Origin of the sequence: Streptomyces sp. NBC_01283, from assembly GCF_041435335.1 — a bacterium.
Taxonomy (GTDB): Bacteria; Actinomycetota; Actinomycetes; order Streptomycetales; family Streptomycetaceae; genus Streptomyces.
The window spans coordinates 1,996,581-2,023,002 of sequence record NZ_CP108430.1 but is presented as its reverse complement, the minus strand read 5'-3'; the positions used below and the strand labels follow the sequence as shown (position 1 = coordinate 2,023,002).

Sequence of the window (26,422 nt, the reverse complement as noted above, 5' to 3'; positions counted from 1 at the left end):
CGGAACTCCGTGAGGCATTGGCTACGACGGCGGCGAAACCGCACGCCCGCTACTCCTCGCCCCTTGAGACGGTGTTTGCCGAAACCGCAAGGCGGCTGGCCAGAGGGGAGGCGGCGGCGCAGGCTGGAGGCGGCTCGGACAGCACCCTCCCGACATGCAAAGGCGGCGGCAAAAGATGGCCCACGACCACAAGCACGGCCACACCCACACGCACACCCACAAGCACGGCCACCACCACGAGGACATCGACTGGGCGACCATGGGCCCGATGCTGGAGCGCAACGCGGAGCTCGCCGCCCCGCAGAACCGCGAGATCGCGGCGTGGCTGCGCACCTGGCAGCCGGAGCCCACGCTGATCGCGGACGTGGGCAGTGGCTCGGGCAGCATCTCCTTCCTCCTGGCCGAGATCTTCCCCAAGGCCGAGGTCATCGCGGTGGACCCGGCGGAGCCGCTCCTGGAGCGGGCGCGGGAGCGGGCCGCACGTGAGGGCCTGACGGACCGGGTGAGCACTCTCCGGGCGGAACTCCCGGAGGGAATCGGCGCGTTGCCGCCCGCTGACCTCCTCTGGATCGGCCGGGCCCTGCACCACGTAGGCGACCAGGAGGGAGCACTGGCCGCCCTCGCGGACCGCCTGGCGCCGGGCGGTGCGATCGCACTCCTGGAGGGCGGCCTGAACCAGCGCAGCCTGCCCCGCGACATCGGTTTCGGCCGGCCGGGCCTCCAGACCCGCTTCGACCTGGCGGACGACAAGTGGTTCACGCGGATGCGCGCGGACCTGCCCGGAGCGAAGGCGGTCACGGAGGACTGGCCCAGGCTCCTCGCCGAGGCGGGCCTGCGCCACGCGGGCACCCGCTCGTTCCTCCTCGACCTGCCGGCCCCCGTCTCCGACGCCGCTCGCGCCCAGATCATCTCCGAGCTCGCCCGCCGCAGGGAGATGCACGAGGACACCCTCGACGCCGACGACCTGACCACGGTCGACCGCCTCCTGGACGAGAACGATACCCAGAGCCTGCACCACAGGCCCGACGTGTTCCTGCTGTCGGCGCAGACGGTGCATGTGGGGGTCAAGGGCTGAGCCGCTGACGTATCTGCCCAAGAGTGACTGCCCGAAGGGCTGTTGACGTTACCTTTTAGACGACGTCGATCAGACTGCGGAGGGGAGTCGGGCTGTGAGCGAGCTGATGCGATGGGAGTCCGACGAAGGCCCGGTCGTCGTGGAAGTGGACTCCAAGGACCCGGGTTTCAGGTCGGTGGCCCGCAGGAGCGACGGCAGCGATATCCACGATGTCGAGGGGCACTTCGGGGCGGCGCTGGGCAACGTACGCGGTGCCGCCCTGTCCGCCCTGCAGACCTTTCGCACCACCGCGCTCGATCCCGATGGGATCGAGCTCGAGTTCGGGGTGAAGTTGAGTGCCGTCGCGGGAGCCGTCATCGCGAAGACCGCCGCCGAGGGGCACTTGACCGTCAAACTGACCTGGGCCCGGCGTGACGAGCCGGGTGAGCGGTGACGGTGCGGGGCGGATAATGCGAGGCATGGACTGGCGTGCCCGCATCGACATGGGCTGGCGTGCCCGCGTCGATACGGTCGACGGCGTTCCCCGCGGGGCCGGCATGCTGGTCGACGCCACGCGCCTGATCACCTGTGCCCATGTCGTCGACGGGTACTCGGCGGTGTCCGTCACGCTGCCGCACATCACCGGCGCGCTGCCCGCGAAGGTGGCGTGGTCCGGAGACTGGCGGCGCCTCGGGGACCGCGGTGACATAGCGGTGCTCGAACTCGCCCACCCGCTGCGCGTGGCACCCTGCGCGTTCGCCCCGCTCGACCTGCTGCGCCGCCGGCCGGGGCGTGCCGCCCCCGAACTGTGTGCGCTGGGCTTTCCGTTCGGCCACGAGCAGTTCGGGACGCACGCCACGCTGACCACCAGCGCGGACCGGCTCCTCGGCGAGGAGTGGCTGGAGGTCGACGTCGTCCAGGCCCATCTGCGGCGCCTGGACGAGGGGTTCAGCGGCGCGGCGGTCTACGACCCGGAGTCCGGCGAGGTCGTCGGCATGGTCACGGACGCCGTGCTCGGCGGGGATCAGGAGGGGTACATCGGGCGGATGCTGCCCATCGACACCATCCGACGCCACTGGGAGGACCTGGACGACTTCCTGGCCCTGGACTGGCTGTCGGTCGAACCGCGCCGTGAACTGCGCGCCCTGTTCGAGGAGGTGCGCCTCGACACCGATGCCCTCGAACTGCTCGTGCGGCGCGCCTTCCCCACCTTCCGCCGCCCGCTGCCCGCCTTCCGCTCGATCTGGCACGCCATCCGGTACGTCGGCGAGGAACTGACCGGCGACGAACGGCTGTTGCGGCTGCTGCGCGAGCTCAGGGCGCGGCTGCCGGAGGCAGACGTCGGAGCGTGGCTGCGGCGCTGGATGCCCGAGCACTGCGCGGACGAGGCGTACGACGGGAAGGCCGCGCAGCAGCAGACGCCCGTGCCCGTCGGCTCCGTCATGTTCCGTGCGGAGTCGATGACCCGTGGCGCCGGCCTCGACCTCACCGTGTGCACGGTGATCGACGGCGTGCCCGTCGGCTCGTCGGGACCCGTCAGGATCCGCCCGCGGCAACTCCGTACGAAGGTCGAGGCGATGCTCGCCGACCAGATCGGCAAGGTGCACGAATGCGACTGGATGCTGGAGTTCGTGGTCCCGGAGCGGCTGATGAGCGAGCCCTTCGAGGAGTGGCAGATCCACGAACCGGGGGCGGCGCGCCCCCGCCCCATGCGCACGGTACCCGTGGTGGTCCGGCACATGGACCGCCTCAAGCCGCTCACCGTCTCCCGTCTGACCCGCAGGCGCTGGGAGACGGTGCGGGCCCGCGGCGAGACCCGGCCCCGGCGCGTGGCGTGCGGACTGCCCTACGGATACGACGAGTTCCACGACTGGCTGGACGCGGACGACGAGGTGTGCGCCCTCGCGTATGCCGCGACGCCCATGGGGGACTGGCTCTCGGCAGCCCTGGACACCGGTGTACCGATCATGCTGTGGAGACGGCACGACTGCGGCGAGGGCGGCCACGCGCAATGCGCCCCCGAGAAGTTCCTCGACCGGCTCACGGAAGCGGTGGCGGTCCTCGACCCCGACCGGCTGCCGTTCGAGGTCATGCGGCTGCGCAAGGAGGCCCGCTCCCCGGACAAGGGGGACGCCGAGCACTGCGGGCACCGGCTGACGCTCTTCTGGGACGACCCGGAGCGCAAGCCGGATCCACCGCTGGCGATGGGAACACGGGGAGACCAGTGAGCAGACCGAGCACACCTTGCACGAGGAGAACAGTGATCACCGGCAGCGCGGGGCCTGCGAGGAATTCAGGGAGTACGGGAAGCACAGGGAGTACGGGGAGCGTGGAGCGTGCCTGACATTGCCGATACGGCGCCCAACTGGCGTATCTACTCCGGGAGTCGCGTCCCGCACGACGGCATCGACCGCCTCCCGGCCCCGCCCCCCTGGCGCACCTTCACCGGCGGCCCGGCCCTGCGCACCCCGCCCGGCGACTCCGGCAACCCGCACGCGGCCGTCAGCTACCGCCCGAGCCAGGACGCGATCCGCCAGGTCAACGCCGCGCTCTATCTGCGCAGGCCGCTCCTGGTGACAGGGGCGCCCGGCACCGGCAAGTCGTCCCTGGCATACGCGGTGGCCCATGAGCTCGGCCTCGGGAGAGTCCTGCACTGGCCGATCACCAGCCGGGTCACGCTCCGGGACGGCCTGTACGAGTACGACCCGCTCACGCGGCTGTACGCGGCGGAGCGCGGACGCCGTGAGGACGGAGCCGGATCGCCGGGCGACGACATCGGGGACTATCTGCGTCTCGGGCCCCTCGGCACGGCGCTGCTTCCGTACGAGCGCCCGCGCGTCCTGCTCGTCGACGAGATCGACAAGAGCGACATCGACCTGCCCAACGACCTGCTCACCATCTTCGAGAAGGGGGCGTACGAGATCGTCGAGCTGGCCCGCCGTGCGGCGCCGACGGCCCGAGTGATGACGGCCGACAGCACGAGCGACCGCGTGGAGATCCGCGACGGCACGGTCAGTTGCCGCGCTTTCCCGCTCGTCGTCATGACGAGCAACGGCGAGCGCGAGTTCCCGCCCGCCTTCCTGCGGCGCTGTGTGACCGTGGACCTGAAGCAGCCCGCGAGCGTGGCGGAGCTGACGGCGATCGTCCGTGAGCACCTCGGCCCCGTCGTCGAGGGCGAGGAGGGTGAACTCCCCGCAGGGGTACAGGACATCATCGACCGATTCTTCGAGCGGCGCAGCGGTGGTCTGCTCGCGAACGACCAGCTTCTCAACGCCATCTACATGTGCCACCACGCCGCGTTCAGCGAACCTCCGGAAACGGTGCGGCAGTTGGCGGACCAGGTGATGCCGTTCCTGAGCAGCGAGGCGACGCGCTCCGATGGAGACTGAGCGGCTGCGGAAACTGCGGGGCCTGCTCGACACCCTGGGGCCCCACGTCACTCCGCTGGAACTCGCGGAGATGCTGTGGCTCGCGGAGCGACTGCCTCCTGGGGAGGCGGAGAGGGAAGGCGAGGGTGAGGGTGAGGGCGGTGGTGAAGACGCCGACTGGCCCGGGCGGTGGAACGCCACGGCGGGGTCGGCGCTCGAAAGGGCGGGCCCCGCGTCGGTGACGTCGGCGCAGCGGCGGCTGGACGACGATCCGGAGGCCGGTCACCCCGATACCGGCGATGCGCCGGAGGGTGAGGAGCCGCCCGGCGACCCGTACCGCGCGGCCCTGCACATCCCACGCGGCGCCCCGCGCCCCGGCACCGACGCCGACGACGTCCTCGTCCCCGCGCCCCAGGCCCTGCGTCACGAACTGGACATCCAGCGCGCCCTGCGGCCCCTCAAGCAGCGTGTCCCGGACCGGCGCCGCCGCGTCCTGGACGAGGAGGCGACGGCTGCGCGCGCCGCACTCCACACGGGTTCACGCCCCTGGGCCCCGGTCATGGCCCCCGCCACCGACCGCCTCCTGAGCCTGGCGCTCGTCGTCGACACGGGCCCGGCGATGGCGGTGTGGCGACCGCTGGCGCGTGAACTGCGCGAGGCGATGCAGCGCACCGGCGCCTTCCGGGACGTACGGCTCTGGCACCTGGCCGACCTCGGTCCGAGCGTCTGCGTCCGCTCCTCGCCCGGGGGCCCCGCGCTGCCCCCGGCGGCCATGGTGGACCCGACGGGCCGCCAGGTGACCCTGGTGCTCAGCGACTGCTCGGGCCCGCACTGGTGGGGCGGGCGCGCGGCCCCCGCCCTGCATCTGTGGGCCAGGCGCGGCCCCACCGCCATCCTGCAGCCCCTCCCCGAACGCCTCTGGCGCCGCACGGCGGCGCCCGCTATCCCCGGCAAGGCGATCGCATCCCGTGCGGGCGCTCCCAATACCGCGCTGCGGTTCACCCCGCACGACGGCCGGGCGGGACGCCCCGCGCCGGACGCGGTCCCCGTGCCCGTCCTGGAACTGGCCCCCGAGTGGCTTGCCGACTGGGCCGGCCTGGTCACCGCGTCGGGCGATCACCACCGGGACACGGCGGTGACGTGCGTGAGCGTGGCGCGACCACCCCATGGCCAACCCCTGGCGGCAGAGGGGGACTTGACGATCACCGAGCGCATCCTCCGCTTTCAGGCAGCCGCCTCGCCCACGGCGGTGGACCTGGCGGCGCATGTCGCCCTGTCGGTACCCGCGCTGCCGGTGATGCGGCTGATCCAGCAGCGGGTGACACCGGGTTCACGATCCAGCGACCTCGCCGAGGTTCTGCTGAGCGGCCTCCTGGAGCCGGTCGATCCGGATCGGGGCCTGTACGACTTCGTGCCGGGCGCCAGAAGCGCCCTCCTTGAAACCCTGCCCCGCCCCGAGTCACTGGCGGTCGCCGAACTGCTGAACCGGATCGGCGCGGAGATCGAGACCAGGGCCGGTTCGACGACCCGGGCCTTCCGGGCGGTCGTGCCGGTGGCTGAAGGGACAGGGGCCCGCGCGCTGGGTGATGCGGGCCATCCCTTCGCGCTGGTGAGCGAGGAGGCGTTGGGGCTGCTGCGGGGGCGGGCGATCCGGGTGGCGGAGCGGCCGGTGGGCGGGGGGAGTGCTGTCCGCGGGGCGGGGCCGGATCCGTACGACACCGATCGTGGGACCTCCCCGGTCCTTTCGCCGTCCGTGCTCGGCGGCTTCGATCCGCCCGCAAGTGTCGAGCGTCTTCCTGGCCTGACGAATGTGGTGGCGTCGGAGCGGTTGGTCGGCAGACGGAATGAACTGGAGCGCTTGGACCTGGAGCTGACTCCGGTGCCCCACAGAGTTGTTCTGCACGGAGCGGCAGGCATGGGCAAGAGCGCGCTGGCGGTGGAGTGGGCAGCGGGGGTGACCCGGGCCGACACTCTGGGGCCCGTGTGGTGGGTGCGCGCGGACTCACCCGCCTCGATCGTCAAGAGTCTCTCCGATCTGACCCGCGCCCTGCAGCCCTCGGTGCCGGAATTCCTGGCGAGGGAGGGGCGCTGGGAGTGGGCCCTCCAGTGGCTGACCTCGCACGAGGACTGGGTCCTCGTCTTCGACGGTGTGGAGAAGCCCGAGGACGTACGCGTCCTCCTGTCCCGCCTGGGCACGAACGGATATGTCCTGATCACCAGCCGCCAGGGCACCGGCTGGGAGGGGTTCGCCACGCCCATGGAGCTCGGCGGTCTCGAACAGGCCGAAGCGGCCGCGCTGATCGCCCAGCTCACGAACAGGGAACCGGAGGAAGTGGCGCTCCTGGGGGAAGAGCTCGGGCGGCATCCGCTTGCCTTGCGCCAGGCGTCCAAGTACCTCACCGGAACGGACGTGTCCGTCGATGAGTACCGTGCCATGCTCACAGAGACGATGAGCCGGCTGCGCCACTCCGAGAAGAGGAGCAACACGCCGCTCGATTTCGACGACACCTTCAGGCAGAGCCTAAGAGCCGTCAGCGCTCCGTATGCGAGGCGCGTCATGCAGCTCTTGTCCTGGTACGGCCCCGAACCCATCCCCGTGGACCTGCTGACCGGAGCCCAGCTCACAGAGTCACAAGTCGGCCAAGCATTGCGGCCTCTGGTGGACTCCAGCCTGATCAGCCGTGGCGAGGCCGGGACGGTCCGTATGCACCGCCTGATCGCTCCCCTCGCCCGCGCCTGGGACACCGGCGAGGAGAACGAGAGCAATGAGCAGGAGAACCAGGCGGCCCGGCAGGCGGCTGCCCGCTGCCTTGCGGAGGCCGTCCCCGACGGCTCTGACGCCCCGTCCGACTGGCCCCGCTGGCGCGTTCTGCTCCCGCACATCGAGGCGTTCGCCGACCATTCCCCTCCCGAGGACGACGACGAGACCTTCGGCTCCCTGCTGGTGGAGGCGGCACGATTCCTCATGGCGCAGGGCCAGTTGGAACAAGCCCTGAACTTCCTCCGGAGAGCGTCGGAGTCCTTGCAGAGAATCTTGGGGGAGGACAGTTCCCGGGCGCATCACGCCACGACACTGCTCGCCGAGGCGTATGTGTCGTCGGGTGACATGCCGCGGGCGCTTGCCCAGCTCAGGGCCGTACGGGCCGCGATGGACCGGGCGGGGAGAGCCGAGAACGACCCGGAGAGGCTGGCGCTGCGAGCGGACCTCGCCCGCGCGTACCTGGCATCGGGAGCGACGAGGCGGGCGGTCAAGGAGCTGGAGGTGACCCATTCCATCGCGGCCCGGAGCTGGGGAAAGGACCATCCGGCGACCGTTCCGCTGCTGGCACGGCTCGCGAGCGCCTACCTGGCGGACGAGTCGTGGGACCGTGCGGTGGCCGCGTACGAGGAGGCGCTCGCCGCTCACCGGCTGTTGTGGGGCTCCCGGTCACCGTCCACGCTCGCCGTGCAGGGCGAGCTGGCCCTGGTATTCGACAAGGTGGGGAACGTGGAGCGAGCGGTGGACGAGCTCCGGCAGGTGGTGGCCGGATACCGGGCAGTCCTGGGCGAGGGACATCCGCGTACGTTCACGGCTGTGGCGTCCCTGGCGGGCCTGTACGAGCGCGAGGGCGTCCTGGGCCAGGCCATGGAGCTGTACGAGGACGCTGTGGCGCACAGTGCCGAAACGCTCGGGGAAGAGCACCCGGAAACACTGCGCCTGAAGGACCGGCTGGCCCGCGCCTGCGTCCTCGACGGGAACCTCCAGCGGGCGATTCCGCTGTACGAGGAGGCGCTGTCCACCAGCGGTGAGGCGCTGGGCCACGATCACCCCGACACGCTACGGGCAGCCGCGGCGCTGGCCGAGGCCTACCGGCGCGGCGGGTTCAAGGAAAAGGCGATCGCGTTGTACGAACGCACGCTGGCCAAACGGATCAGCGTGCTCGGCGAATCGCACGTCGAGACCCGCAGGACGTACGGCGATCTGGCCGAAGCGCTGCTGGCGGTCGGCGAAGCCCGGCGTGCGGTAGCGCTGTTGGAGACGACACTGGACGAGCGCATGACCAGTCTGGGCGACGTGCATCCAGGAACCCTGCGCACCCGCCGTCAACTCGCGGACGCCTACCAGCAGGCCGGAGAGACGGAAGCGGCGAGCGTGCTGTATCAGACGGCACTGGCCGGCCTGAAGGGCTCACTGGGCGAGGATCACCTGCGGACCTACGAGGCCAGGGCGGATCTCGCGCACGCCCTCGCCGCGGACGGCGACATGGAGGGCGCCATCAGGCAGCTGAGCCGGGCAGCCGAGGGCATCGCCCGCGAGCTCGGGGAGGACGCCGAGGAGACGGTCGCCGCTCGCGAGACCCTGGCCCAGTGGCAGGAGCTCCGCTCCTGATCACCGGGCCAGGGTCTCGCACGAGGGAAAACCTTCAGACCTGAGACGTCAGGCCCCGAACGTGACCGGATCCGGCCCCAGCCGCCGGTCCTCGTTCAGCGCGCTGATCGCCGCCATGTCCTCGGGGTCCAGCTCGAAGTCGAAGACGTCGATGTTCTCCTTGATCCGCGACGGGGTCACGGACTTGGGGATCACCACGTTGCCGAGCTGGATGTGCCAGCGCAGCACGGCCTGGGCCGGCGTGCGGCCGTGCTTCCGGGCGATCGCGACGATCGCCGGGACCTCCAGGAGGCCCTTGCCCTGGCCGAGCGGGGACCAGGCCTCCGTGGCGATGCCCTGCTCCGCGTGGAACTCGCGGGCGGCGTGCTGCTGGAGGTGCGGGTGGAGCTCGATCTGGTTGACCGCGGGGACGACCGACGTCTCGGCGAGAAGCTGCTCCAGGTGCTCGGGCAGGAAGTTCGAGACGCCGATGGACTTGGCGCGGCCGTCGGCCTGGATCTTCTCGAAGGCCTTGTACGTGTCCACGGCGAGGCCCTTGGAGGGCAGCGGCCAGTGGATCAGGTACAGGTCCACGTGGTCGAGACCGAGCTTTTCCAGGGACGCGTCGAAGGCGCGGAGCGTCGAGTCGTATCCCTGGTCGTTGTTCCAGAGTTTCGTCGTGACGAAGAGCTCATCGCGGGCGATGCCGGAAGCGGCGATGGCCTTGCCGGTGCCCTCTTCATTGCCGTAGACGGCAGCGGTGTCGATGCTGCGGTACCCGGCCTCCAGCGCCGTCGCGACGGCGGACTCGGCCTCGTCGTCCGGGACCTGCCAGACGCCGAAACCGAGCTGCGGCATCTCGACGCCATTGTTCAGGATGATCGGGGGGACCTTGCTCACGAGCTTTCGATCCTTAAGTCGTCGGGTGGTACTCCCATGGTCAACGATCAGGTGCGGTGCTGCATTCCATGACCACTCCCGGGTGAAGTCCGGGCGTTTTTTGGTCCGCACCATTGACCGCGTTCCGTCATACCGCGACTCTATTGCACGTCACTGAACGCAGAACACTCATGTGAACGCCGGGTGAATACCCCGCGACGACTCCGGAACCTCTACTGACGACTCCTGAACCCCCACTTTTTCAGGAAGGCAGCCACCCGCACATGAATGAAGACCAGAACCCCACCACGCCCGAAGTGGCCGAAGCCGTCACCGCCTGGCAGACGCCCGAGTACGAGGTCGTGGAGACCGCACTCGAAGTGACCGCGTACCGCAGCGCCGACCGGTAATCCCCCCGCCATGCTGCTGCAGGTGCTCGGCACCGCGGCGGGCGGCGGGCTTCCCCAGTGGAACTGCGCGTGCCCCGGGTGCACCGGGGCACGCGCCCACCCGGAGCGCCGCCGCCGGCACGCCTCGCTCGCCGTTCGCGTGGGGGAGGGGCGCTGGTACGTCGTCAATGCCACCCCCGACATCGGTGAACAGATCGAGGAAACGCCGGAACTGCACCCCGGGCCCGGGGCCCGGCAGACCCCCGTCGCCGGCTTCGTCCTCACCGACGCCGAACTCGACCACACCCTTGGCATCGCCCGGCTCCGCGAGGCCCACGACGGCATCGACGTGCTGGCGACTCCGCCCGTCCTCGACGCCGTACGGGAGGGGCTCCGGCTCGATGCCGTCCTCGGTCCGTACACACCGGTGCGGTGGCGCGAGCTGCCCGGCGGTGTGGGCTGCCCGCTGGACGGGGCATCCGGCATCAGCGTCAGCGCCGTCCCCCTGTCGGACAAGAAGCCCAGGTATGCCGCCAACTCGGCTGATGGCGGCAGTAGTTGGTCCGTCGGTCTGCGGCTGCACGATCCCGGCACCGGACGCACCCTTCTCTACGCGCCCGCCCTCGCCATGTGGTCGGACGCCTTCGACGAGGCCGCGCGCGACGCCGACTGCGTGTTCGTCGACGGCACCTTCTGGGACGACGAGGAACCTCTGCGCTCCGGCTTCTCCACCCGCACCGCCACCGGCATGGGCCATCTGCCCGTCACTGGCCTCGGCGGCACCGCGCACCGTCTCGCGCGGTTGCCGGGGCGCCGCCTCTACACCCACCTCAACAACACCAACCCGCTCGGGAACCCGCATGCCGAACAGCACAAGCAGCTCGCGGAGTGGGGAATCGAAGTCGCGGCGGAACGGATGGTGATCGAGCTGTGACGGCCCCCTGGTCGACAGACGAGTTCACCGAGCGGCTGCGCGCCGTCTCGGCCGAGCGCTACCACGACCGGCACCCCTTCAACGTACGCATGCATGAAGGCGCCCTGAGCCACGACGAGTTGCGCCGGTGGATCGTGAACCGGTTCCACTACCAGCGGCACATCCCCGTCAAGGACGCGCTGATCCTCGCCAAGTTCGACGACCCCTCGCTGCGCCGCGGCTGGGTGCGCAGGATCCAGGACCACGACGGGGAGAAGGACGGGGACGGCGGCATCGAGCGGTGGCTGCGGCTCGGCGAGGCCGCCGGGATCGAGCGCGGCGAGCTCCTCGACGCCTCGCGGGTGCTGCCCGGCGTACGGCTCGCGGTCGACGGATACGTCAACTTCTGCCGCCTGCGGCCCCTGCTCGACGCCGTTGCCGCCTCGCTCACCGAACTGTCGGCGCCGGATCTCATGCGCACCAGGATCGACGCGTTCGAGCGGCACTATCCGTGGATCGATCCGGAGGGCCTCGCGTACTTCCGTACCCGCGTGGAACAGGGCGGCCGAGACGGGCAGGAGGCGCTCGGGCTCGTCCAGGAGTGGGCGCGTACCCGGGAGGAACAGGAGCGGGCCGTCGTGGCGCTCGGCTTCAAGTGCGACGTGCTGTGGACGCTGCTCGACGCGGTCGACCGGGGGCCGGGATGCCGCTGATGGATGAGGTCGTACGACTCGACTGGCGGCCCGCGCTGGCGCGCTCGGTGATGCTGCGGCACGACCGGGTGCGCGGCGTCGACCTCCTTGTGCTGCCCGAGCGGGTGGTCGTGCTGCGCGGCTCCGCCGGGAGCATCCTGCACCTGTGCGATGGTGGGCGCGAAGTCGCCGCGATCGTAAGGGAGTTGGAGCAAGAGCACCCCGGATCTCCGGTGGCCGACGACGTGCCCCGGTTCCTCGCGTCCCTACGGGCGGAAGGGTGGCTTCGGTGACGCAGCCGGCTTCCCCGCGTCCCGCACCACCGCAGCCGCCGTGGGCCCTGCTCGCCGAGCTCACCCACGGCTGCCCGCTGCGGTGCGCCTACTGTTCCAACCCCACGGAACTCACCGCCCGTAGCGCTGAGTTGACGGCGGGGCAGTGGGGTGACGTGATGCGTCAGGCCGCCGACATCGGCGTCGTGCAGACGCATCTGTCCGGAGGTGAGCCACTCCTGCGCCGCGACCTGGCCGAGATCGTCACGGCAGCGGACGCGGCCGGAATCCACACCCAGCTCGTGACCAGCGGCGTCGGCCTGCACGAAAAGCGTCTCGCGGAACTCGTCGGCGCGGGGCTGCGCAGCGTGCAGCTCTCCGTGCAGCATGCCGACCGGAACAAGGCTGAACTCATCGCGGGAGCGCGGGCGTTCACCGCCAAAGAGCGGGCTGCCGGGCTCGTGCGGGCGGCGGACCTCCCGCTCGGGCTCAACGCCGTGCTGCACCGCGCCAATCTCGACGCCCTCGACGGGATCGTGGAGCTGGGCATCGCCTGGGGCGCCGACCGGATCGAGCTGGCCAACACGCAGTTCTACGGCTGGGCCCTGCGCAACCGGGACGCGCTGCTCCCGGACCGCGCCCAGGTCGCCCGGGCCCGCGAGCGCGTCGAGCGGTGGCGTGAGCGGCTCACGGGAAGCATGGAACTCGTGTGGGTGGCGCCCGACTATGTGGACGGCATCGCGAAGCCCTGCATGGGCGGCTGGGGCGCCATCTCGCTGACCGTCGCTCCGGACGGCACGGTGCTCCCGTGCCCGGCAGCCGGTGAGCTCGTCGGACCCGAGGCGCCGAACGTCAAGGACCACCAACTGGGCTGGATCTGGCGAGAGGCGGCGGCCTTCAACCGCTATCGCGGCGAGGACTGGATGCATGAGCCCTGCCGCGGCTGCGCACTGCGGACCGTGGACTTCGGCGGCTGCCGCTGCCAGGCGTACGCCCTGACCGGCGACGGCTCCCGCACGGACCCCGCCTGCCACCTCTCGCCGGACCACGGGGCGGTCCGTGCCCTCGTCGACGGCGCGGGAGGCAGGGCGGGCGACTTCGCCTACCGGGCGTCCCCGAAGACGTAACCCCCACCTCGCGGCGGGACACCATCCCACTCCCGCGTCCAAAGATCGTTAGGAACCCTTCCTAACAGCACATCTCACAACACATCCACTGACCGACGCACCCATCGACCAACGCACCCATCGACCAACGCACTTCACAGCCCGAAGGAGAGCACACCCCCCATGTCTCACACCCCCTGCAGAACGGCCACCGCACTGGCCGCGGCCGGCGTCCTCGCGACGACGGCATCCCTCGCCCTCGCCGCCCAGTCCTCGGCCGCACCCCCGGAGGCGAAGGCCGAGGCGACGCAGATCAAGGCCGCCGGCACCATTCACGCGGCTCCGTACGAGTACCTCGGCTGGGGCAGCCCGCAGAAGCCCACCGACGTGATGGCGGCGACCGGTGTCAAGTGGTTCACCCTCGCCTTCATCCTGTCCGACGGCGGCTGCAACCCGGCCTGGGACGGCAACCGCCCGCTCAAGGGCGGCTCAGACGAGTCCGCCATCAAGTCCATACGCGGCGCCGGCGGAGACATAGTCGTCTCGGTCGGCGGCTGGAGCGGAGCCAAGCTCGGCGAGAAGTGCAGTAGCGCCACCGCGCTCGCCGGGGCATACCAGAAGGTCATCGACGCCTACAAGCTCAAGGCGTTCGACATCGACATCGAGGACACCGAGTTCAGCAACGCGACCGTGCGTCAGCGCGTCGTCGATGCCTTGAAGATCGTGAAGCAGAAGAACCCCGGGATCGTCACGTACGTGACCATGGGGACGACCCCGAGCGGTCCCGACGCCACCGGCAAGGACCTCATCAAGCGCGGTGCCGCGGCCGGGCTCGACAACAACGCCTGGGTCGTCATGCCGTTCGACTTCGGCAGTCACAGCGGCTCCATGGGTGATGCCTCGGTCGGTGCGCTGGAAGGCCTGAAGAGCGCGGTAAAAAGCGCCTACGGCTACAGCGACGCCGACGCCTACAAGCGCATCGGCGTCTCCTCGATGAACGGCAAGACCGACGTGGCGGGCGAGACCGTCACCACGAACGACTTCAAGCAGATCCTCGCCTACGCGAAGCAGCACCACATCGCGCGGTACTCCTTCTGGGCCGTCAACCGCGACCGCGACTGCTCGTCCGGTGGCAGCGCCGGGGACTCGTGCAGCGGGGTGTCCCAGGCCCCGTACGACTTCACCAAAATCGTCGCGCAGTACGGGGGCTGAGCGATGAACCGCGTCATGACGACGAACAACAGGACGAACAGCGGCATGAAGAGGGCCGCTCTGCTCGGTGCCGCCGCCCTGGTGGCCGGCCTCACGCAGTACGCCCCGTCGGTGTCGGCAGCCCCGGCCCCGCCGTCGGCCGCGGCCGGTGAGCCGAAGGACATCGCGACGATATCCACCGGCTGGACGATCCCCTGGGGCACGTCCTGGACGCCGGACGGCGCCTCCGCCCTGGTCACCGAGCGCGATGACTTCCGCGTCTGGATCGTCTCGGCGGACGGCAAGGACAGGAAGCAGATCGGCACCGTGCCCGAGTCCCAGACCACCGGGGGTGAGGGCGGGCTGATGGGAGTCGCCGTCGACCCGGACTGGGCGACGAATCACTATGTGTACCTCATGCACACCTCGTCCGAAGGCAATCGCATCGCACGCATGACGTACGACGGGACGAAGCTGACCGGCTACAAGGCGCTGCTCAAGGGCATCAAGAAGAACAAGTACCACAACGGCGGGCGCCTGGCCTTCGGTCCCGACGGCTACCTCTACGCCACCACGGGCGACGCCCAGGACGGCGCACTCGCGCAGGACAAGAACTCCCTCAACGGCAAGATCCTGCGGCTCACCAAGGACGGCACGGCCGCACCGGGAAACCCCTTCGGCAACTACACCTACAGCATGGGCCACCGCAATCCCCAAGGCATCGCCTTCGATACCCGAGGGCGGCTGTGGGAAGCGGAGTTGGGGCAGAGCAAGAAGGACGAACTCAACCTCATCAAACCCGGGAAGAACTACGGCTGGCCCACCTGTGAAGGCGCCTGCGACGTCTCCGGCATGACCAATCCCAAGGTGACCTGGGGCGTCGCGGAGGCCTCACCGAGCGGTGTCGCCATCGTCGACGGCGCGGTCTACATGGCGGCGCTGAAGGGCGAACGACTCTGGCGCATACCCATCAACGCCGACAGTGAGGACATCGGGACGCCGAAGGCGTTCTACGTCGGCGAGTACGGGCGGCTGCGCGCGGTCACCGCCGTGCCGGGCGCCGACCAGCTCTGGCTCTCCACCACCAACGCCGACAACAACGGTGGGCAGCCCGACGGTTCGGACGAGATATTCCGCGTGACCATCGGCTAGGCCGCGGTGGTCCCGAGGTACGCGTCCCGCACCCTGGGGTCCGCGCGTACCTCGGCCGCCGTGCCCTCGGCCAGGACGCGGCCGAGGTCGAGGACCACCACGCGGGCGCAGAGCCCCATCACGAAGGCGACGTTGTGCTCCACGAGGAGCACGGCGCAGTTTTCCTCGTCCGCGAGGTGCCGGATGACGGCCGACAGGTGGCCTCGCTCGTCGGCCGTCATCCCGGAGGCGGGCTCGTCCAGGAGCAGCACCCTGGGCGGGTCTGCCACCGCGCGTGCCAGTTCCACCATGCGGGCCCGGCCGACTGGAAGCGCGCCCGCGTAGTCGTCGGCGAGTCCCTCAAGTCCGCACTCGCGCAGCACAGTTGAGGCACGGGCCCGCCTCTTCCTCTCGTGGGTGCGCCGGGTGGGCGCCGCGAGCAGATCCGCGGCGAACCCGCCACCGCCGCCGCGCCACTCCTGGGCGACGAGCAGATTGTCGGTGACCGTGAGCTGCCCGAAGAGCTGCTGGCGCTGGAAGGTGCGGCGCATGCCGTGGCGGGCGCGCCAGACGGGCGAGCGGCGGGTGATGTCGACGCCGTCGAGCAGGACGCGCCCCTGGTCGGGGCGGCGGATGCCGGAGACGACGTCGAACAGGGTGGTCTTTCCCGCCCCGTTGGGGCCGATGAGGCCGCAGACCTCGCCGGGGCGCAGGTCCAGGTCCACGCCGGTGAGCGCGTGGACTCCGCCGAAGCGGACGCCGATGCCGGAAGCTTCCAGGATGCGGTCGCTCATGGCCGTCCCACTCCTTCGCTGTGACCCTGCGCGGCGATGCCCAGATAGGCCTCGGTGAGCTGGTCCGCCCGGACCTCGGAGCGCGGTCCGCACCAGGAGACCCGGCCCTGGGCGAGGTAGGCGACGGTGTCGGCGACGCCGAGGATCTCGGCGGCCTTCTCCTCCACCAGGAGCAACCCCGTTCCGGCGTCGCGGAGTTCGGCGAGCAGCCGGAAGACCTCGTCGACCACGCGGGGGGCGAGGCCGAGGGACGGCTCGTCCGCGATCAGTACGTCGGGCGGGCGCTGGAGGAGGGGCGCGAGGGCGAGGAGCTGCTGTTCTCCTCCGGAGAGGGACCCGGCGGTGACCTTGCGCCGGGCGGCGAGGCCGGGGAACCGGGTGTAGACGGCGTCGCGGGCGTCCGGCCGGGGGAGGTGCAGGGTGAGGTTCTCCTCGATGGTGAGGGCGGGGAAGATGCCGCGGCCCTCGGGGGCGAGGACGACTCCCGCCCGGGAGCGCCGGACGGGTCCGTGCCGCGTGGCGTCCGCCCCGGCCACGTAGACCTGCCCCTGGGTGGGGGCGATGAGCCCTGCCGCGACCCGGCAGGTCGTCGACTTGCCCGCCCCGTTGGGGCCGAGGAGGGCGACGATCTCGCCCGGGTGGACGGTGAGGGTCACGCCGTGGAGGACGGGGGCGCCGTCGTAGCCCGCGTGGAGGTCGCGGAGGGTGAGGGCGGAGGGTATTCCCTCGCGGGTCCCGCCCCTCCCGGCGTTCGGCCCCGCCGCCACCGGTGGCCGTCGACCACCGTCTCCACCGAGTTCGTCCTCGAATGCCGCCGGACGGGCCGAGGAGCCCGGCACCGGCGCCGTGACTGCCGACGCGGAGGCCGACGAAGCCGACCTGGCCGAACTGCCCGACGAAGCCGACCTGGCCGAAGCGGCTGACGAAGCTGAACCGGCCGACCTTGCCGCACCGGCAGACGAAGCCGCACCGGTCGGGCCGGCCGACGAAGCTGAACCGGCTGAACCGGCGGACCTTGCCGCACCGGCCGCACTAGCCGCACCGGCTGAACCACCCGACCTGGCCGCACTAGCCGAACCAGCCGCACCGGCTGAACCACCCGGCCTGGCCGCACTAGCCGAACCAGCCGCACCGGCTGAACCACCCGACCTGGCCGCACTAGCCGAACCAGCCGCACCGGCTGAACCACCCGGCCTGGCCGCACTAGCCGAACCAGCCGCACCGGCTGAACCACCCGGCCTGGCCGCACCAGCCGCACCAGCCGAACCACCCGACCTGGCCGCACCAGCCGCACCGACCCCGAAGGCACCCGCCCCCTTCCCAAGCCGTCGCCGGTGCAACCGTACCGAGATCGCCGCGCAGTACCCGTCCGGGTCGTTCGCCAGTGCGAGGCCCGCGAGGCCGAACAGGATCACCGGCAGCTGCACCGACTCCGTCACGTAGTCGGCGACCAGGTGCGGAACGATCGCGAAGACAAGGCCCGCCACCACCGCGAACTGCGGCCTGCGCACCCCGGCGGCCACCACCACGGCCAGCCACACGAGCCCCGTCATCGCGGTGAAGTCCGTGGCCGTGATCCGCGTGTTGAACGACGCGTACATCACGCCGCCGAACCCCGCGAGCCCCGCCGACAACGTGAACAGCAGCAGCTTCGTCCGCACCACCGAGACGCCGGAGGCCATCGCCGCCGCCGGGGCGGACCGCACCGCCAGCATCGCCCGCCCCGTAGCCGACCCGCGCAGCGCACTGAGCGCGGCCACGGCCACCGCCACGAGGACGGCCATCGCCACGCCCATCGCACGGTCGTCGCTCAGGTCGACGGGCCCGAAGACGGCGCGCGGGATCTCCCACCCGGTGTCGCCGTTCCTCAACCACCCCATCTGGAAGAGGACTTGATCGGCGAGGAAGGCCAGCGCGAGGGTGGCGAGCGCCAGCGACCTGCCCCCGAGCCGCAGCGCGGGCAGTGCCACCAGGGCGCCGAGCACCGCCGCCCCGCACGTCCCCACCAGGGCCGCGGCGATGAACGGCCACCCATGGCTCATCAGCAGGCCCGCCACGAGGGCCGCGCCCGTCACGAACGTGGCCTGCGCCAGGGACACCATCGCGCCCAGGCCCGTCACCACGGTGAAGGAGACGAAGACGAGAGAGATCGCGAGTCCCTGCGCGAGGATGCCGCTCCAGAAGGGGGTGGTGACCGTGTAGAAGGACAGCGCGAGCAGCGCACCTCCCACGGCCCACGGCCCCCACCTGCGCATCCAGGACTTCCCTGCGAGATAGTCGATCGGCGGCGCGTCCACCGCCGCCGTGCCCGCCGTCCGGTGGCGCCGCGTCATGAGGAGCAGCCCGGCGAAGAGGATGAGGAAAGGCACCGCCGTGCGGAAGCCGGTTATCTTCTCCGCGAAATCGGCGTACCCGACGACCAGGTTCTGCAGGACGCCCAGACCGAGCCCGCCCGCGAACGCCAGCGGGATCGACATGAAGCGCCCGAGCACCGCTGCTGTGGCCGACACGAAGAGGAAGAGGGTGAAGTCGTGCGACGAGAGACCGAGCAGCGGCGTCGCGAGCACTCCCGCGAGGCCCGCGAGCCCTGACGACAGCATCCACGCCACCGAGGAGAGCCGGTCCGCGCTCATGCCCCGCAGCTCCACGAGCGAGCGGTTGTCGACCGCGGCCCGCAGTCGGAGCCCGAGCGGTGTGTGCCGCATCAGGATCCACAGGCCGATCGCGACCACGGCCGTCGCGACCCAGGTGATGAGCTGGTCGGAGTCGATGCCGACGCCGTCCATGAGCTGCCAGTTCTTGGCGGGGCTCGGCCCGACGCCCGGCAGCCCGAACTGGTTCTCGGCCGGTTTGACGGACGCGCCCGCGTCCTCCAGGAGCTCCACCACCCACAGGCCGAGCGCGGGCAGCGCGACGAGCAGCCCGATCGTCGCCACGATCTGCGCGGTCTCGCCCACCCGCGCCAGCTTGCGGAACATCAGCCGGTCAAGGCCCCAGCCGAGCGCGGGTGCCACGACACAGACGAGGAGCAGCGCCGTCGGCACGGCGGGCCAGCCGAAGCCGGAGTGGAGTTCGTAGAAGGCGAGCGCGCAGAGGTAGGCGGTCGCGCCGTGCGCGAAGTTGAAGAGACCGGAGGCGGAGTAGGACAGGACGAGGCCCGTCGCGAGCAGCGCGTACAGGGCGCCGGAGACGAGACCGCTCAGCACGAATCCCAGCAGGTCGGACATGGATGACACGCCCCTCTACGAGAAGGCCCGCTACTTGAAGGGGATGGGGTCGTAGCACGTGAAGGGCGCCGAGACCGAGTACTTCCCGCCCTTCAGCTGCACCAGGGCGCCGCAGCCGAACGACTCCTTCTGCCCCTTGGGCAGGCTGCGGTCGCCGACCATCGTGTCCTTGTCGGAGAAGCCGTTCGCCGCCTTCTGGAAGGAGCTGACCGTCAGGTCCTTGCCCGTCTTCTCGGCGATCGAGAGGAAGAGGTCGGCCGACATGTAGCCGGTCATCATGTGCATGTTGAGCGGGACGTCCTTGCCCGCCGTCTTCCTGATGTCCGCCTTGAACTGCTTCATCGCCGCGCTGTTCTGTTCGAACGGCTGGAAGGCAAGGAGGATGTGCACGCCGTCGAGCGCCTTCTTCGTCGCGCTCTTGGCGAGGAGGCCGGGGTCGTAGTCGGTCGGGTCCGTGAGCACGCCCTTGAAGCCGGAGCGCTTGACGGCCGTGAACAGACCGATGTTGTACGGGGTCTGCATCACGGAGACGACCACGTCCGGCGCCTGGCCGCCGTCGGAGCGCAGGATCTCCTTGGTGTACGCCGACCAGTCGCTCGGCACGGAGGTCGCGGGCACGGTCGACTTGGCGTACGTCACCTGGTAACCGGCCGCCGCGAAGCTCTGCTTGTAGGTGCGGATGGCGAAGGTGCCCGCGTCGTTGTCGTTGGCGAGGATGGCCACGGACTTGCCCTTCGAGCCGTCCGTCACCTTCTTCAGGCCCTCGGGCCAGCTCTGGGTGATGGTGCCGCCCGGCATCGGGACCATGCAGCCGCCGTAGCCGTACATGTAACTCGGTCCGCAGAAGGGCGGGATGGTGCCCCAGCCGAACGTCGGGACCTTCTGTTTCTGGAGGAAGTCCGCGCCGGAGAAGGTGACCGAGCTCATCGGCGAGACCGCGAACACCTTGTCCTGCTGCACGAGTTTGCGGGCCGCCGCGAGATTCTTGCCCGGATCCTGGCCGTCGTCCTCGGCGCCCAGGTAGTCGATCTTCCGTCCGTGTACGCCGCCTGCGGCGTTCGCGCGGTCGAAGCGCGCCTTCGCGCCGAGGTCGGTGTCCTTCTTGCTGTAGCCGCTCGCGGTCGTCATCGAGACGATGCCGCCGACCTTGATGGAGTCGGCGGTCACACCGCGCACGGAGCCGCCCGGCTTGTCACCGCCGCTCGAACCGGTGCTGTCGGAGGCGGAGTTGCAGGCAGTGGCGAGCAGCAGTGCGGCCACGGTGGCGGTGATGGTGCGGATCGGTCGCGACACGGTTCGAGCCCCCTCCGTCGAAGTGGGGCTGATTCTGTGCGGGACCTGATGAACCGTCAATAACAGACGCGGCAGTAATTGATGAACCGTCAGAAACCCGCCGCACTCACCTCACGCCCGGTACAGCGCCTCCACCTCGGCCGAGTAGGCCGTCTCGATGGCCTTGCGCTTGAGCTTCAGCGAAGGGGTCAGCAGACCGTGCTCCTCGGAGAACTGGTGGGCCAGTATCCGGAACGTACGGATCGACTCGGCCTGTGACACAAGGGTGTTGGCGGCCACCACGGCCCGCCGCACCTCGGTCTCCAGATCCGGGTCGCGCACCAGGTCGTTGGGCGACATCGACGGCTTGCGGCGCATGGTCAGCCAGTGTTCGACGGCCTCGCCGTCCAGCGTGACGAGCGCCGCGATGTACGGGCGGTCGTTGCCGACCACGATGCACTGCGCGACCAGCGGATGGTCGCGCACCCGCTCCTCCAGCTGCCCCGGCGAGACGCTTTTGCCGCCGGACGTCACCAGGATCTCCTTCTTGCGCCCGGTGATCGTGAGGTAGCCGTCCTCGTCGAGGGCGCCCAGGTCCCCGGTGGACAGCCAGCCGTCGTGCAGGGCCGCGTCGGTGGCCTTGGGGTCGTTGAGATAACCCTGGAAGACGTTGCCGCCGTTCAGCCACACCTCGCCGTCCTCCGCGATGTACACGGTGGTGCCGGGGATGGCCTGGCCGACCGTGCCGTAACGGGTGCGCTCGGGCGGGTTGGCGGTGGCGGCGGCGGTCGACTCCGTCAGCCCGTACCCCTCGTAGATCTCCACGCCCGCGCCCGCGAAGAACAGGCCGAGGCGCCGGTCCATGCCGGAGCCGCCGGACATCGCGTGCCGGACGCGACCGCCCATCGCGTCGCGCACCTTGGCGTAGACGAGCTTCTCGAAGAGCGAGTGCTGCATGCGCAGGGCCGCCGAAGGGCCGGGTCCGGTGCCGAAGGCCTTGGCCTCCATCGCGTCCGCGTACCGCACGGCACACTCCACGGCCTTGTCGAACGGACCCGTCTTGCCGTCCTTCTCGGCCTTGCGCCGCGCCGCGTTGAAGACCTTCTCGAAGATGTACGGCACGGCCAGGATGAAGGACGGGCGGAACGCCGCGAGGTCCGGGATGAGCGCCGCCGCGTTCAGGCTCGGCTGGTGGCCCAGCTTGACCCCGCCGCGCACCGCCGCGACCTGCACCATGCGTCCAAAGACGTGCGCGAGCGGCAGGAAGAGCAACGTTGTCGCCTCGTCGCCCCGCCGGGAGTGGAAGACCGGCTCCCAGCGCTGGATGACCGTCTCCGCCTCGAACATGAAGTTCGCGTGGGAGATCAGACAGCCCTTGGGGCGGCCGGTGGTGCCCGAGGTGTAGATGATCGTGGCGATCGAGTCGGGCGTGACGGCGCGGCGGTGGCGGTTGACCACCTCGTCGTCGACGTCCTGGCCGGCGCGGTACAGCTCGTCCACGGCGTCGGCGTCCAGCTGCCACAGCCTGCGCAGCTGCGGCAGCCGGTCGATCACCGAGCCGATGGTCATCGCGTGGTCCTCGTGCTCGACCATCGCGGCCGACACCTGCGCGTCGTGCAGCATCCAGAAGACCTGCTCGGCGGAGGACGTGGGGTAGACGGGCACCACCTGGGCGCCGACCGTCCAGAGCGCGTAGTCGAAGAGCGTCCACTCGTAGCGGGTGCGGCACATGATGGCGACGCGGTCACCGAAGCGAACGCCCTGGGCGAGAAGCCCCTTGGCGAGCGCCATCACCTGGTCACGGAACTCCGCCGATGTGACGTCGCGCCACACGCCGTCGGTCTTGCGGCCGAAGGCGATGTGGAGCGGATCCTCAAGGGCATGGTCGAACACGACGTCGGCAAGGCCGCCCACCAGCGGCGCCGACGCCATCGGAGGGTTCGTGAACTCGCGCAATGATGCTCCTTGTGGCGCTCCGCACAGCGCCGGTGACGGTACCCCACCGCAGTGCCCGGCGGGAGAGGGGTGACCGACCCCTCGGTACGTACCATCCACGCTGGTCAGCCGGTGAAATCCGACCACAAGGGGAGAGGCGGGACAGAATACTTACGGTTCAGTAAGTTTCGGTGGCGTAATCTCCACGGAATCTGTACGCGGCGGTTACGGCTGTGGCTGTCCTTCGAGGATGCGTTCGGCAGGTGCCGGAACCTTCGCTTCCGGTGTCCTGTGCGCCGACCGCACCATGACCAGGACCGCCGCTCCGGCCACCAGGCCGACCACACCCGCGACGACCGCCGCGGTGTTCAGGCCGGAGGCGAACGCGGCCCGCACGGTGTGCTCGGAAAGCGTGCCACGTACGGCCGACGCACCGCCGCCCGCGACGGTGTGAGCCGCGTCATGGCCCAGCGAGTCCTGCATCCGCGAGGTCAGCACGGTGCCGAAACCGGCCACGCCGACCGCGTACCCGAGCTGCCGGAAGGTGTTGACCGCACCACCCGCCATCCCCGAGTTCTCCGGCGGCACCGCCGCGAGGGCCGCGCCGCCGAGCGCCGGCGAGACCAGGCCGGTGCCGACCCCCGCGATGGTGAGCCCGGGGATGAGCGCGCCCCAGGACGACCCGGCGTCGAGCACCGCGAGGGCGACCCCGCCGGCGCCGATGAGGAGCAGTCCCACGCCGATGGTCAGGCGTGCGGGCACCCCGTGCAGCAGCCGTCCGCCGACCGCGGCCACGAGGAACGAGGTCGCGGCGAGCGGCAGCATGACGAGGCTGCCGGTCACCGGGCTCATGCCGAGCACGGTCTGCAGCCAGATCGAGAGGTAGGGCATCAGACCGAACGCGGCGGCGTTGTAACCGATCGCGCCGACCAGGATCCCCGTGAAGGCGGGCACGCGCAGGAGCTTCAGGTCGAGCAGCGGGTGCGCGACGCGGCGTTCGACGGCCACGAAGGCGGCGAGCGCGAGCAGCGAGACCGCGAGGGTCACCACGGTGGGCGCCGACGTCCAGCCCTCCGAACCGGCCCGCACCACTCCGTATGTCAGTGCGCCCGCGAACAGTGCGAACGTCACCGTGCCCGCCCAGTCGACCCGGCGTCCCGCCAGGCCCTTCGACTCCGGCACCAGGCGCCGTGTCAGCCATATCGACGCCACGCTCACCGGCAGGTTCACGAAGAAGATCCACCGCCAGCCGGGCCCCTCGGTGAGCAGCCCGCCGACGATCGGCCCCATCGCCGCCGCGGCCCCGCTGACCGCGCCCCAGACGCCGAGCGCGACCGACCGGTCGCGGCCCTGGTAGGCGGCGCCGAGCAGCGGCAGTGTCGTCGCGAACATCGCGGCGGCGCCGAGCCCCTGCAGGGCGCGGGCGGCCACCAGGACCTCCGCGTTCGTGGCGAGACCGCAGCCGAGCGAGGCGAGCGCGAAGACCGCGGTGCCCACCACGTTCAGCCGCCGCCTGCCGAGCACGTCCGCCGCGGCGCCGACACCGAGCAACAGCGCGGCGAGCGCCAGGGCGTAACCGTCGATCACCCATTGCAGATCACTCAGCGAGGCATCTAGCGCCCTCGCCATGTCGGGCAGTGCCACGACCACGATGGTCACGTCCAGCAGCAGCATGAACGTCCCCAGGCATACCGCTGTGAGCGGCCCCCATGTACGCATTCTCAGATCTCCTCGTGCGACTTCTACGACGCGTGTGCGACGCAGGTGCGACGCGTGCGCATGCCTCGTACGATGGGGTCCGCTCGGACGATCCCCGTCACCAGTCACGCCAGAACGAAGGAATCCGACACCGATGGGTGCTGCATCGATGGAATCCGCCATGCCGGACGCGCCGGATCCGCTCGACGTCAAACTCCTCCAGGCCCTGGAGCTCGACGGGCGTGCGCCCTTCAGCAAGATCGCCGCGGTTCTCGGCGTCTCCGACCAGACCGTCGCCCGCCGCTACCGCAAGCTGGTCTCCGACGGAAACCTGCGGATCGTCGCCGTCCGGGACCACGAGAAGCTCGGCCAGGACCAGTGGATGCTGCGTCTCCGCTGCGCCCCCGACGGCGCCGACGCCATCGCCACCGCCCTGGCGCGCCGCCCCGACACCTCATGGATCGGCCTCACCTCCGGCGGCACCGAGGTCGTCTGCTGCACCCGCCCCCGCACCCGCACCGACCAGGACGAGCTGCTGCTCGCCAAGCTGCCGCGCACCCCGCACATCGTCGACATCCGCGCCCAGCAGATGCTGCACCGGTTCTTCGGCGGCCCCGACGGCTGGCTGATGAAGCACGGGCCGCTCAGTGACGAGCAGGTCGCTGCCCTGCGCTGCACACCACCCGCGCCCGCCGTACGGGACGGGGCGCCCCTGCGGATCGAGCCGGAGGACGAACCGCTCGTCGCCGCGCTCGAACAGGACGGCCGCGCGACCTACCCGGAGCTCCAGCAGGCCACAGGGCGTTCGGAGTCGGCCGTCAAGCGCCGCCTCGGCGCGCTCCTCGCGTCCGGCGTGATCTACATCGACATCGAGTACGCCGATGCCCTCATCGGCCTGCGCGTCGGCACGATGCTCTGGATCACCACCGCACCCTGGGCCATGGACTCGGTGGGCAAGGCCCTCGCATCCCATGCAGAGATCGCCCACGCCACCGCCGTGGCGGGCCCCTCCAACCTCATGGCGACGGCCGTGGCCCGGGACATCCCCGCCCTCTACACCTACCTCAGCCAGAAGCTGGGGCAGCTCGACGGCGTCCAGCACGTCGAGACGGCGCCCTTCATGCGCCGCGTCAAGCAGCTCACGTACCGGCCCTATCCGCGCTGAAACCGTCCGTCACCGCTGGCGCCGCCGGTGCAGCCGGTCGCCGCCCGCGAGGATCGATGCCGCGAGCGCGTCCGCCGCGCGCTGCGCCGAGGCCCGCCGCTCCCCGTGCAGGAGCACGAAGTCGACCGCGCCCAGCTCCGGCAGGCCCGCCCGCTCCGGGACCCGCTCCAGGCCCGGCGGGATCAGACCGTGGGAGTGCGCCATCACGCCGAGGCCTGCGCGGGCCGCGGCGACCAGGCCGTTCAGGCTGCCGCTCGTGCAGGCGATCCGCCAGGCACGGCCGCGCCGCTCCAGAGCTTCCAGGGCGAGGGCGCGGCTGATGCCGGGCGGCGGGAACACGATGAGCGGCACCGGCCGCTCGGGGTCCAGGCGAAGCCGCTCGGCGCCGATCCAGACCAGCTCGTCGTGCCAGACCAGCTCACCGCGCGGATCCTCGGGCCGCCGCTTGGCGAGCACCAGATCGAGCTTGCCCGCGTCGAGACGCTCGTGCAGCGTGCCGGACAGCTCGACCGTCAGCTCCAGGTCGACGTCGGGGTGGTCGTGCCGGAACGACTCGAGGATGTCGGTGAGCCGGGTCAGGACGAAGTCCTCCGACGCCCCGAACCGCAGCCGCCCGCCGAGCCGCGTCCCGGTGAAGAACGCCGTCGCCTGCTCGTGCACCTCCAGGATCCGCCGCGCGAAGCCGAGCATCGCCTCGCCGTCCTCGGTCAGCTCCACGGAGTGCGTGTCGCGCGCGAAGAGCTGGCGGCCGGTGGCGTCCTCCAGGCGGCGTACGTGCTGGCTCACCGTGGACTGGCGAAGACCCAGGCGCCGGGCGGCCTGAGTGAAGCTCAACGTCTGGGCCACGGCGAGAAACGTACGGAGCTGGGCGGGGTCGTACATGGCACAAGGTTATCGCGGAACGTGATGACAGTCAGAGCGGTATCCGGGATTCCCGATCGCGGTGATCAGGAGGATCATCGAGAGGGCACGACATGAACCGAACCGA

At 70.7% G+C, this 26,422-nt stretch carries 20 protein-coding genes; 13 read left to right on the top strand and 7 right to left on the bottom strand.

Translation table 11 applies throughout. The features are described from left to right. Positions 1 to 175 precede the first annotated feature (175 nt). From OG302_RS09175 to fxsT, 5 genes are all read left to right on the top strand, one after another. Complete coding sequence (locus tag OG302_RS09175; RefSeq protein WP_371526311.1) at positions 176 to 1,075, top strand: trans-aconitate 2-methyltransferase; 900 nt, start codon at positions 176 to 178, stop codon at positions 1,073 to 1,075. 94 nt (positions 1,076 to 1,169) lie between these two features. Further along, on the top strand, positions 1,170 to 1,508 hold the full coding sequence (locus tag OG302_RS09170; RefSeq protein ID WP_371526310.1) for a CU044_2847 family protein: 339 nt from the start codon (positions 1,170 to 1,172) through the stop codon (positions 1,506 to 1,508). Positions 1,509 to 1,533: 25 nt separating this feature from the next. Further along, positions 1,534 to 3,282, top strand: coding sequence for a trypsin-like peptidase domain-containing protein (locus OG302_RS09165; RefSeq protein WP_371526309.1), 1,749 nt, complete (start codon positions 1,534 to 1,536; stop codon positions 3,280 to 3,282). Positions 3,283 to 3,390: 108 nt separating this feature from the next. Next, the gene (locus OG302_RS09160; protein ID WP_371526308.1) at positions 3,391 to 4,443 is read left to right on the top strand and encodes an AAA family ATPase; all 1,053 of its coding nucleotides are present in this window, start codon (positions 3,391 to 3,393) and stop codon (positions 4,441 to 4,443) included. Next, a complete protein-coding gene (gene fxsT / locus OG302_RS09155) occupies positions 4,433 to 8,791 on the top strand; it encodes an FxSxx-COOH system tetratricopeptide repeat protein (RefSeq protein WP_371526307.1) in 4,359 nt (1,452 codons plus the stop codon). Before OG302_RS09160 ends, fxsT begins: the two co-directional genes overlap by 11 nt. Positions 8,792 to 8,839: 48 nt before the next feature. Here the strand turns inward: fxsT and OG302_RS09150 are convergent, their stop codons facing one another. Beyond that, positions 8,840 to 9,628 carry an aldo/keto reductase gene (locus tag OG302_RS09150; protein WP_371750068.1) on the bottom strand — a complete coding sequence of 263 codons (789 nt, stop codon included), beginning with the start codon at positions 9,626 to 9,628 and terminating at the stop codon, positions 8,840 to 8,842. Between the two features lie 305 nt (positions 9,629 to 9,933). Here OG302_RS09150 and pqqA point away from each other — a divergent pair, with 305 nt between their 5' ends. The 7 genes from pqqA to OG302_RS09115 all read left to right on the top strand — a co-directional run bounded on the left by pqqA (position 9,934) and on the right by OG302_RS09115 (position 15,364). After that, positions 9,934 to 10,059, top strand: a complete 126-nt coding sequence (pqqA, locus tag OG302_RS09145; protein WP_361044163.1) for a pyrroloquinoline quinone precursor peptide PqqA — start codon at positions 9,934 to 9,936, stop codon at positions 10,057 to 10,059. A gap of 10 nt (positions 10,060 to 10,069) precedes the next feature. After that, positions 10,070 to 10,972 carry an MBL fold metallo-hydrolase gene (locus tag OG302_RS09140; RefSeq protein ID WP_371526306.1) on the top strand — a complete coding sequence of 301 codons (903 nt, stop codon included), beginning with the start codon at positions 10,070 to 10,072 and terminating at the stop codon, positions 10,970 to 10,972. Beyond that, complete coding sequence (gene pqqC, locus OG302_RS09135; RefSeq protein ID WP_371526305.1) at positions 10,969 to 11,664, top strand: pyrroloquinoline-quinone synthase PqqC; 696 nt, start codon at positions 10,969 to 10,971, stop codon at positions 11,662 to 11,664. Before OG302_RS09140 ends, pqqC begins: the two co-directional genes overlap by 4 nt. Next, a complete protein-coding gene (gene pqqD, locus OG302_RS09130; protein ID WP_371526304.1) occupies positions 11,664 to 11,936 on the top strand; it encodes a pyrroloquinoline quinone biosynthesis peptide chaperone PqqD in 273 nt (90 codons plus the stop codon). The genes pqqC and pqqD overlap by 1 nt, the downstream gene beginning before the upstream one ends. Continuing rightward, a complete protein-coding gene (gene pqqE, locus OG302_RS09125) occupies positions 11,933 to 13,042 on the top strand; it encodes a pyrroloquinoline quinone biosynthesis protein PqqE (RefSeq protein WP_371526303.1) in 1,110 nt (369 codons plus the stop codon). The genes pqqD and pqqE overlap by 4 nt, the downstream gene beginning before the upstream one ends. Positions 13,043 to 13,204: 162 nt before the next feature. Beyond that, positions 13,205 to 14,233: a chitinase gene (locus tag OG302_RS09120; RefSeq protein WP_371526302.1), complete on the top strand. Its 1,029-nt coding sequence runs from the start codon at positions 13,205 to 13,207 to the stop codon at positions 14,231 to 14,233. Between the two features lie 15 nt (positions 14,234 to 14,248). Beyond that, complete coding sequence (locus tag OG302_RS09115) at positions 14,249 to 15,364, top strand: sorbosone dehydrogenase family protein (RefSeq protein ID WP_371526301.1); 1,116 nt, start codon at positions 14,249 to 14,251, stop codon at positions 15,362 to 15,364. Here OG302_RS09115 and OG302_RS09110 read toward each other — a convergent pair. The 5 genes from OG302_RS09110 to OG302_RS09090 form a co-directional block, all read right to left on the bottom strand. Beyond that, the gene (locus tag OG302_RS09110) at positions 15,361 to 16,137 is read right to left on the bottom strand and encodes an ABC transporter ATP-binding protein (RefSeq protein ID WP_371526300.1); all 777 of its coding nucleotides are present in this window, start codon (positions 16,135 to 16,137) and stop codon (positions 15,361 to 15,363) included. The two genes, OG302_RS09115 and OG302_RS09110, sit on opposite strands and share 4 nt — an antisense overlap. After that, positions 16,134 to 19,364, bottom strand: a complete 3,231-nt coding sequence (locus OG302_RS09105) for an ATP-binding cassette domain-containing protein (RefSeq protein ID WP_371526299.1) — start codon at positions 19,362 to 19,364, stop codon at positions 16,134 to 16,136. Before OG302_RS09105 ends, OG302_RS09110 begins: the two co-directional genes overlap by 4 nt. 30 nt (positions 19,365 to 19,394) lie before the next feature. After that, entirely contained in the window at positions 19,395 to 20,657 is a 1,263-nt protein-coding gene (locus tag OG302_RS09100; protein ID WP_371526298.1) for an ABC transporter substrate-binding protein, read from the bottom strand. A gap of 111 nt (positions 20,658 to 20,768) precedes the next feature. Further along, complete coding sequence (locus OG302_RS09095) at positions 20,769 to 22,592, bottom strand: long-chain fatty acid--CoA ligase (RefSeq protein WP_371526297.1); 1,824 nt, start codon at positions 22,590 to 22,592, stop codon at positions 20,769 to 20,771. 204 nt (positions 22,593 to 22,796) lie between these two features. Beyond that, positions 22,797 to 24,290, bottom strand: coding sequence for an MFS transporter (locus tag OG302_RS09090; protein ID WP_371526296.1), 1,494 nt, complete (start codon positions 24,288 to 24,290; stop codon positions 22,797 to 22,799). Between the two features lie 133 nt (positions 24,291 to 24,423). On the opposite strand from OG302_RS09090, the gene OG302_RS09085 reads away from it, so the two are divergent. Then, positions 24,424 to 25,434 (top strand): Lrp/AsnC family transcriptional regulator, encoded by a 1,011-nt coding sequence (locus OG302_RS09085; protein WP_371526295.1) that lies wholly within the window; start codon positions 24,424 to 24,426, stop codon positions 25,432 to 25,434. A gap of 9 nt (positions 25,435 to 25,443) precedes the next feature. Here the strand turns inward: OG302_RS09085 and OG302_RS09080 are convergent, their stop codons facing one another. After that, complete coding sequence (locus OG302_RS09080) at positions 25,444 to 26,316, bottom strand: LysR substrate-binding domain-containing protein (protein ID WP_371526294.1); 873 nt, start codon at positions 26,314 to 26,316, stop codon at positions 25,444 to 25,446. Positions 26,317 to 26,422 lie beyond the last annotated feature (106 nt).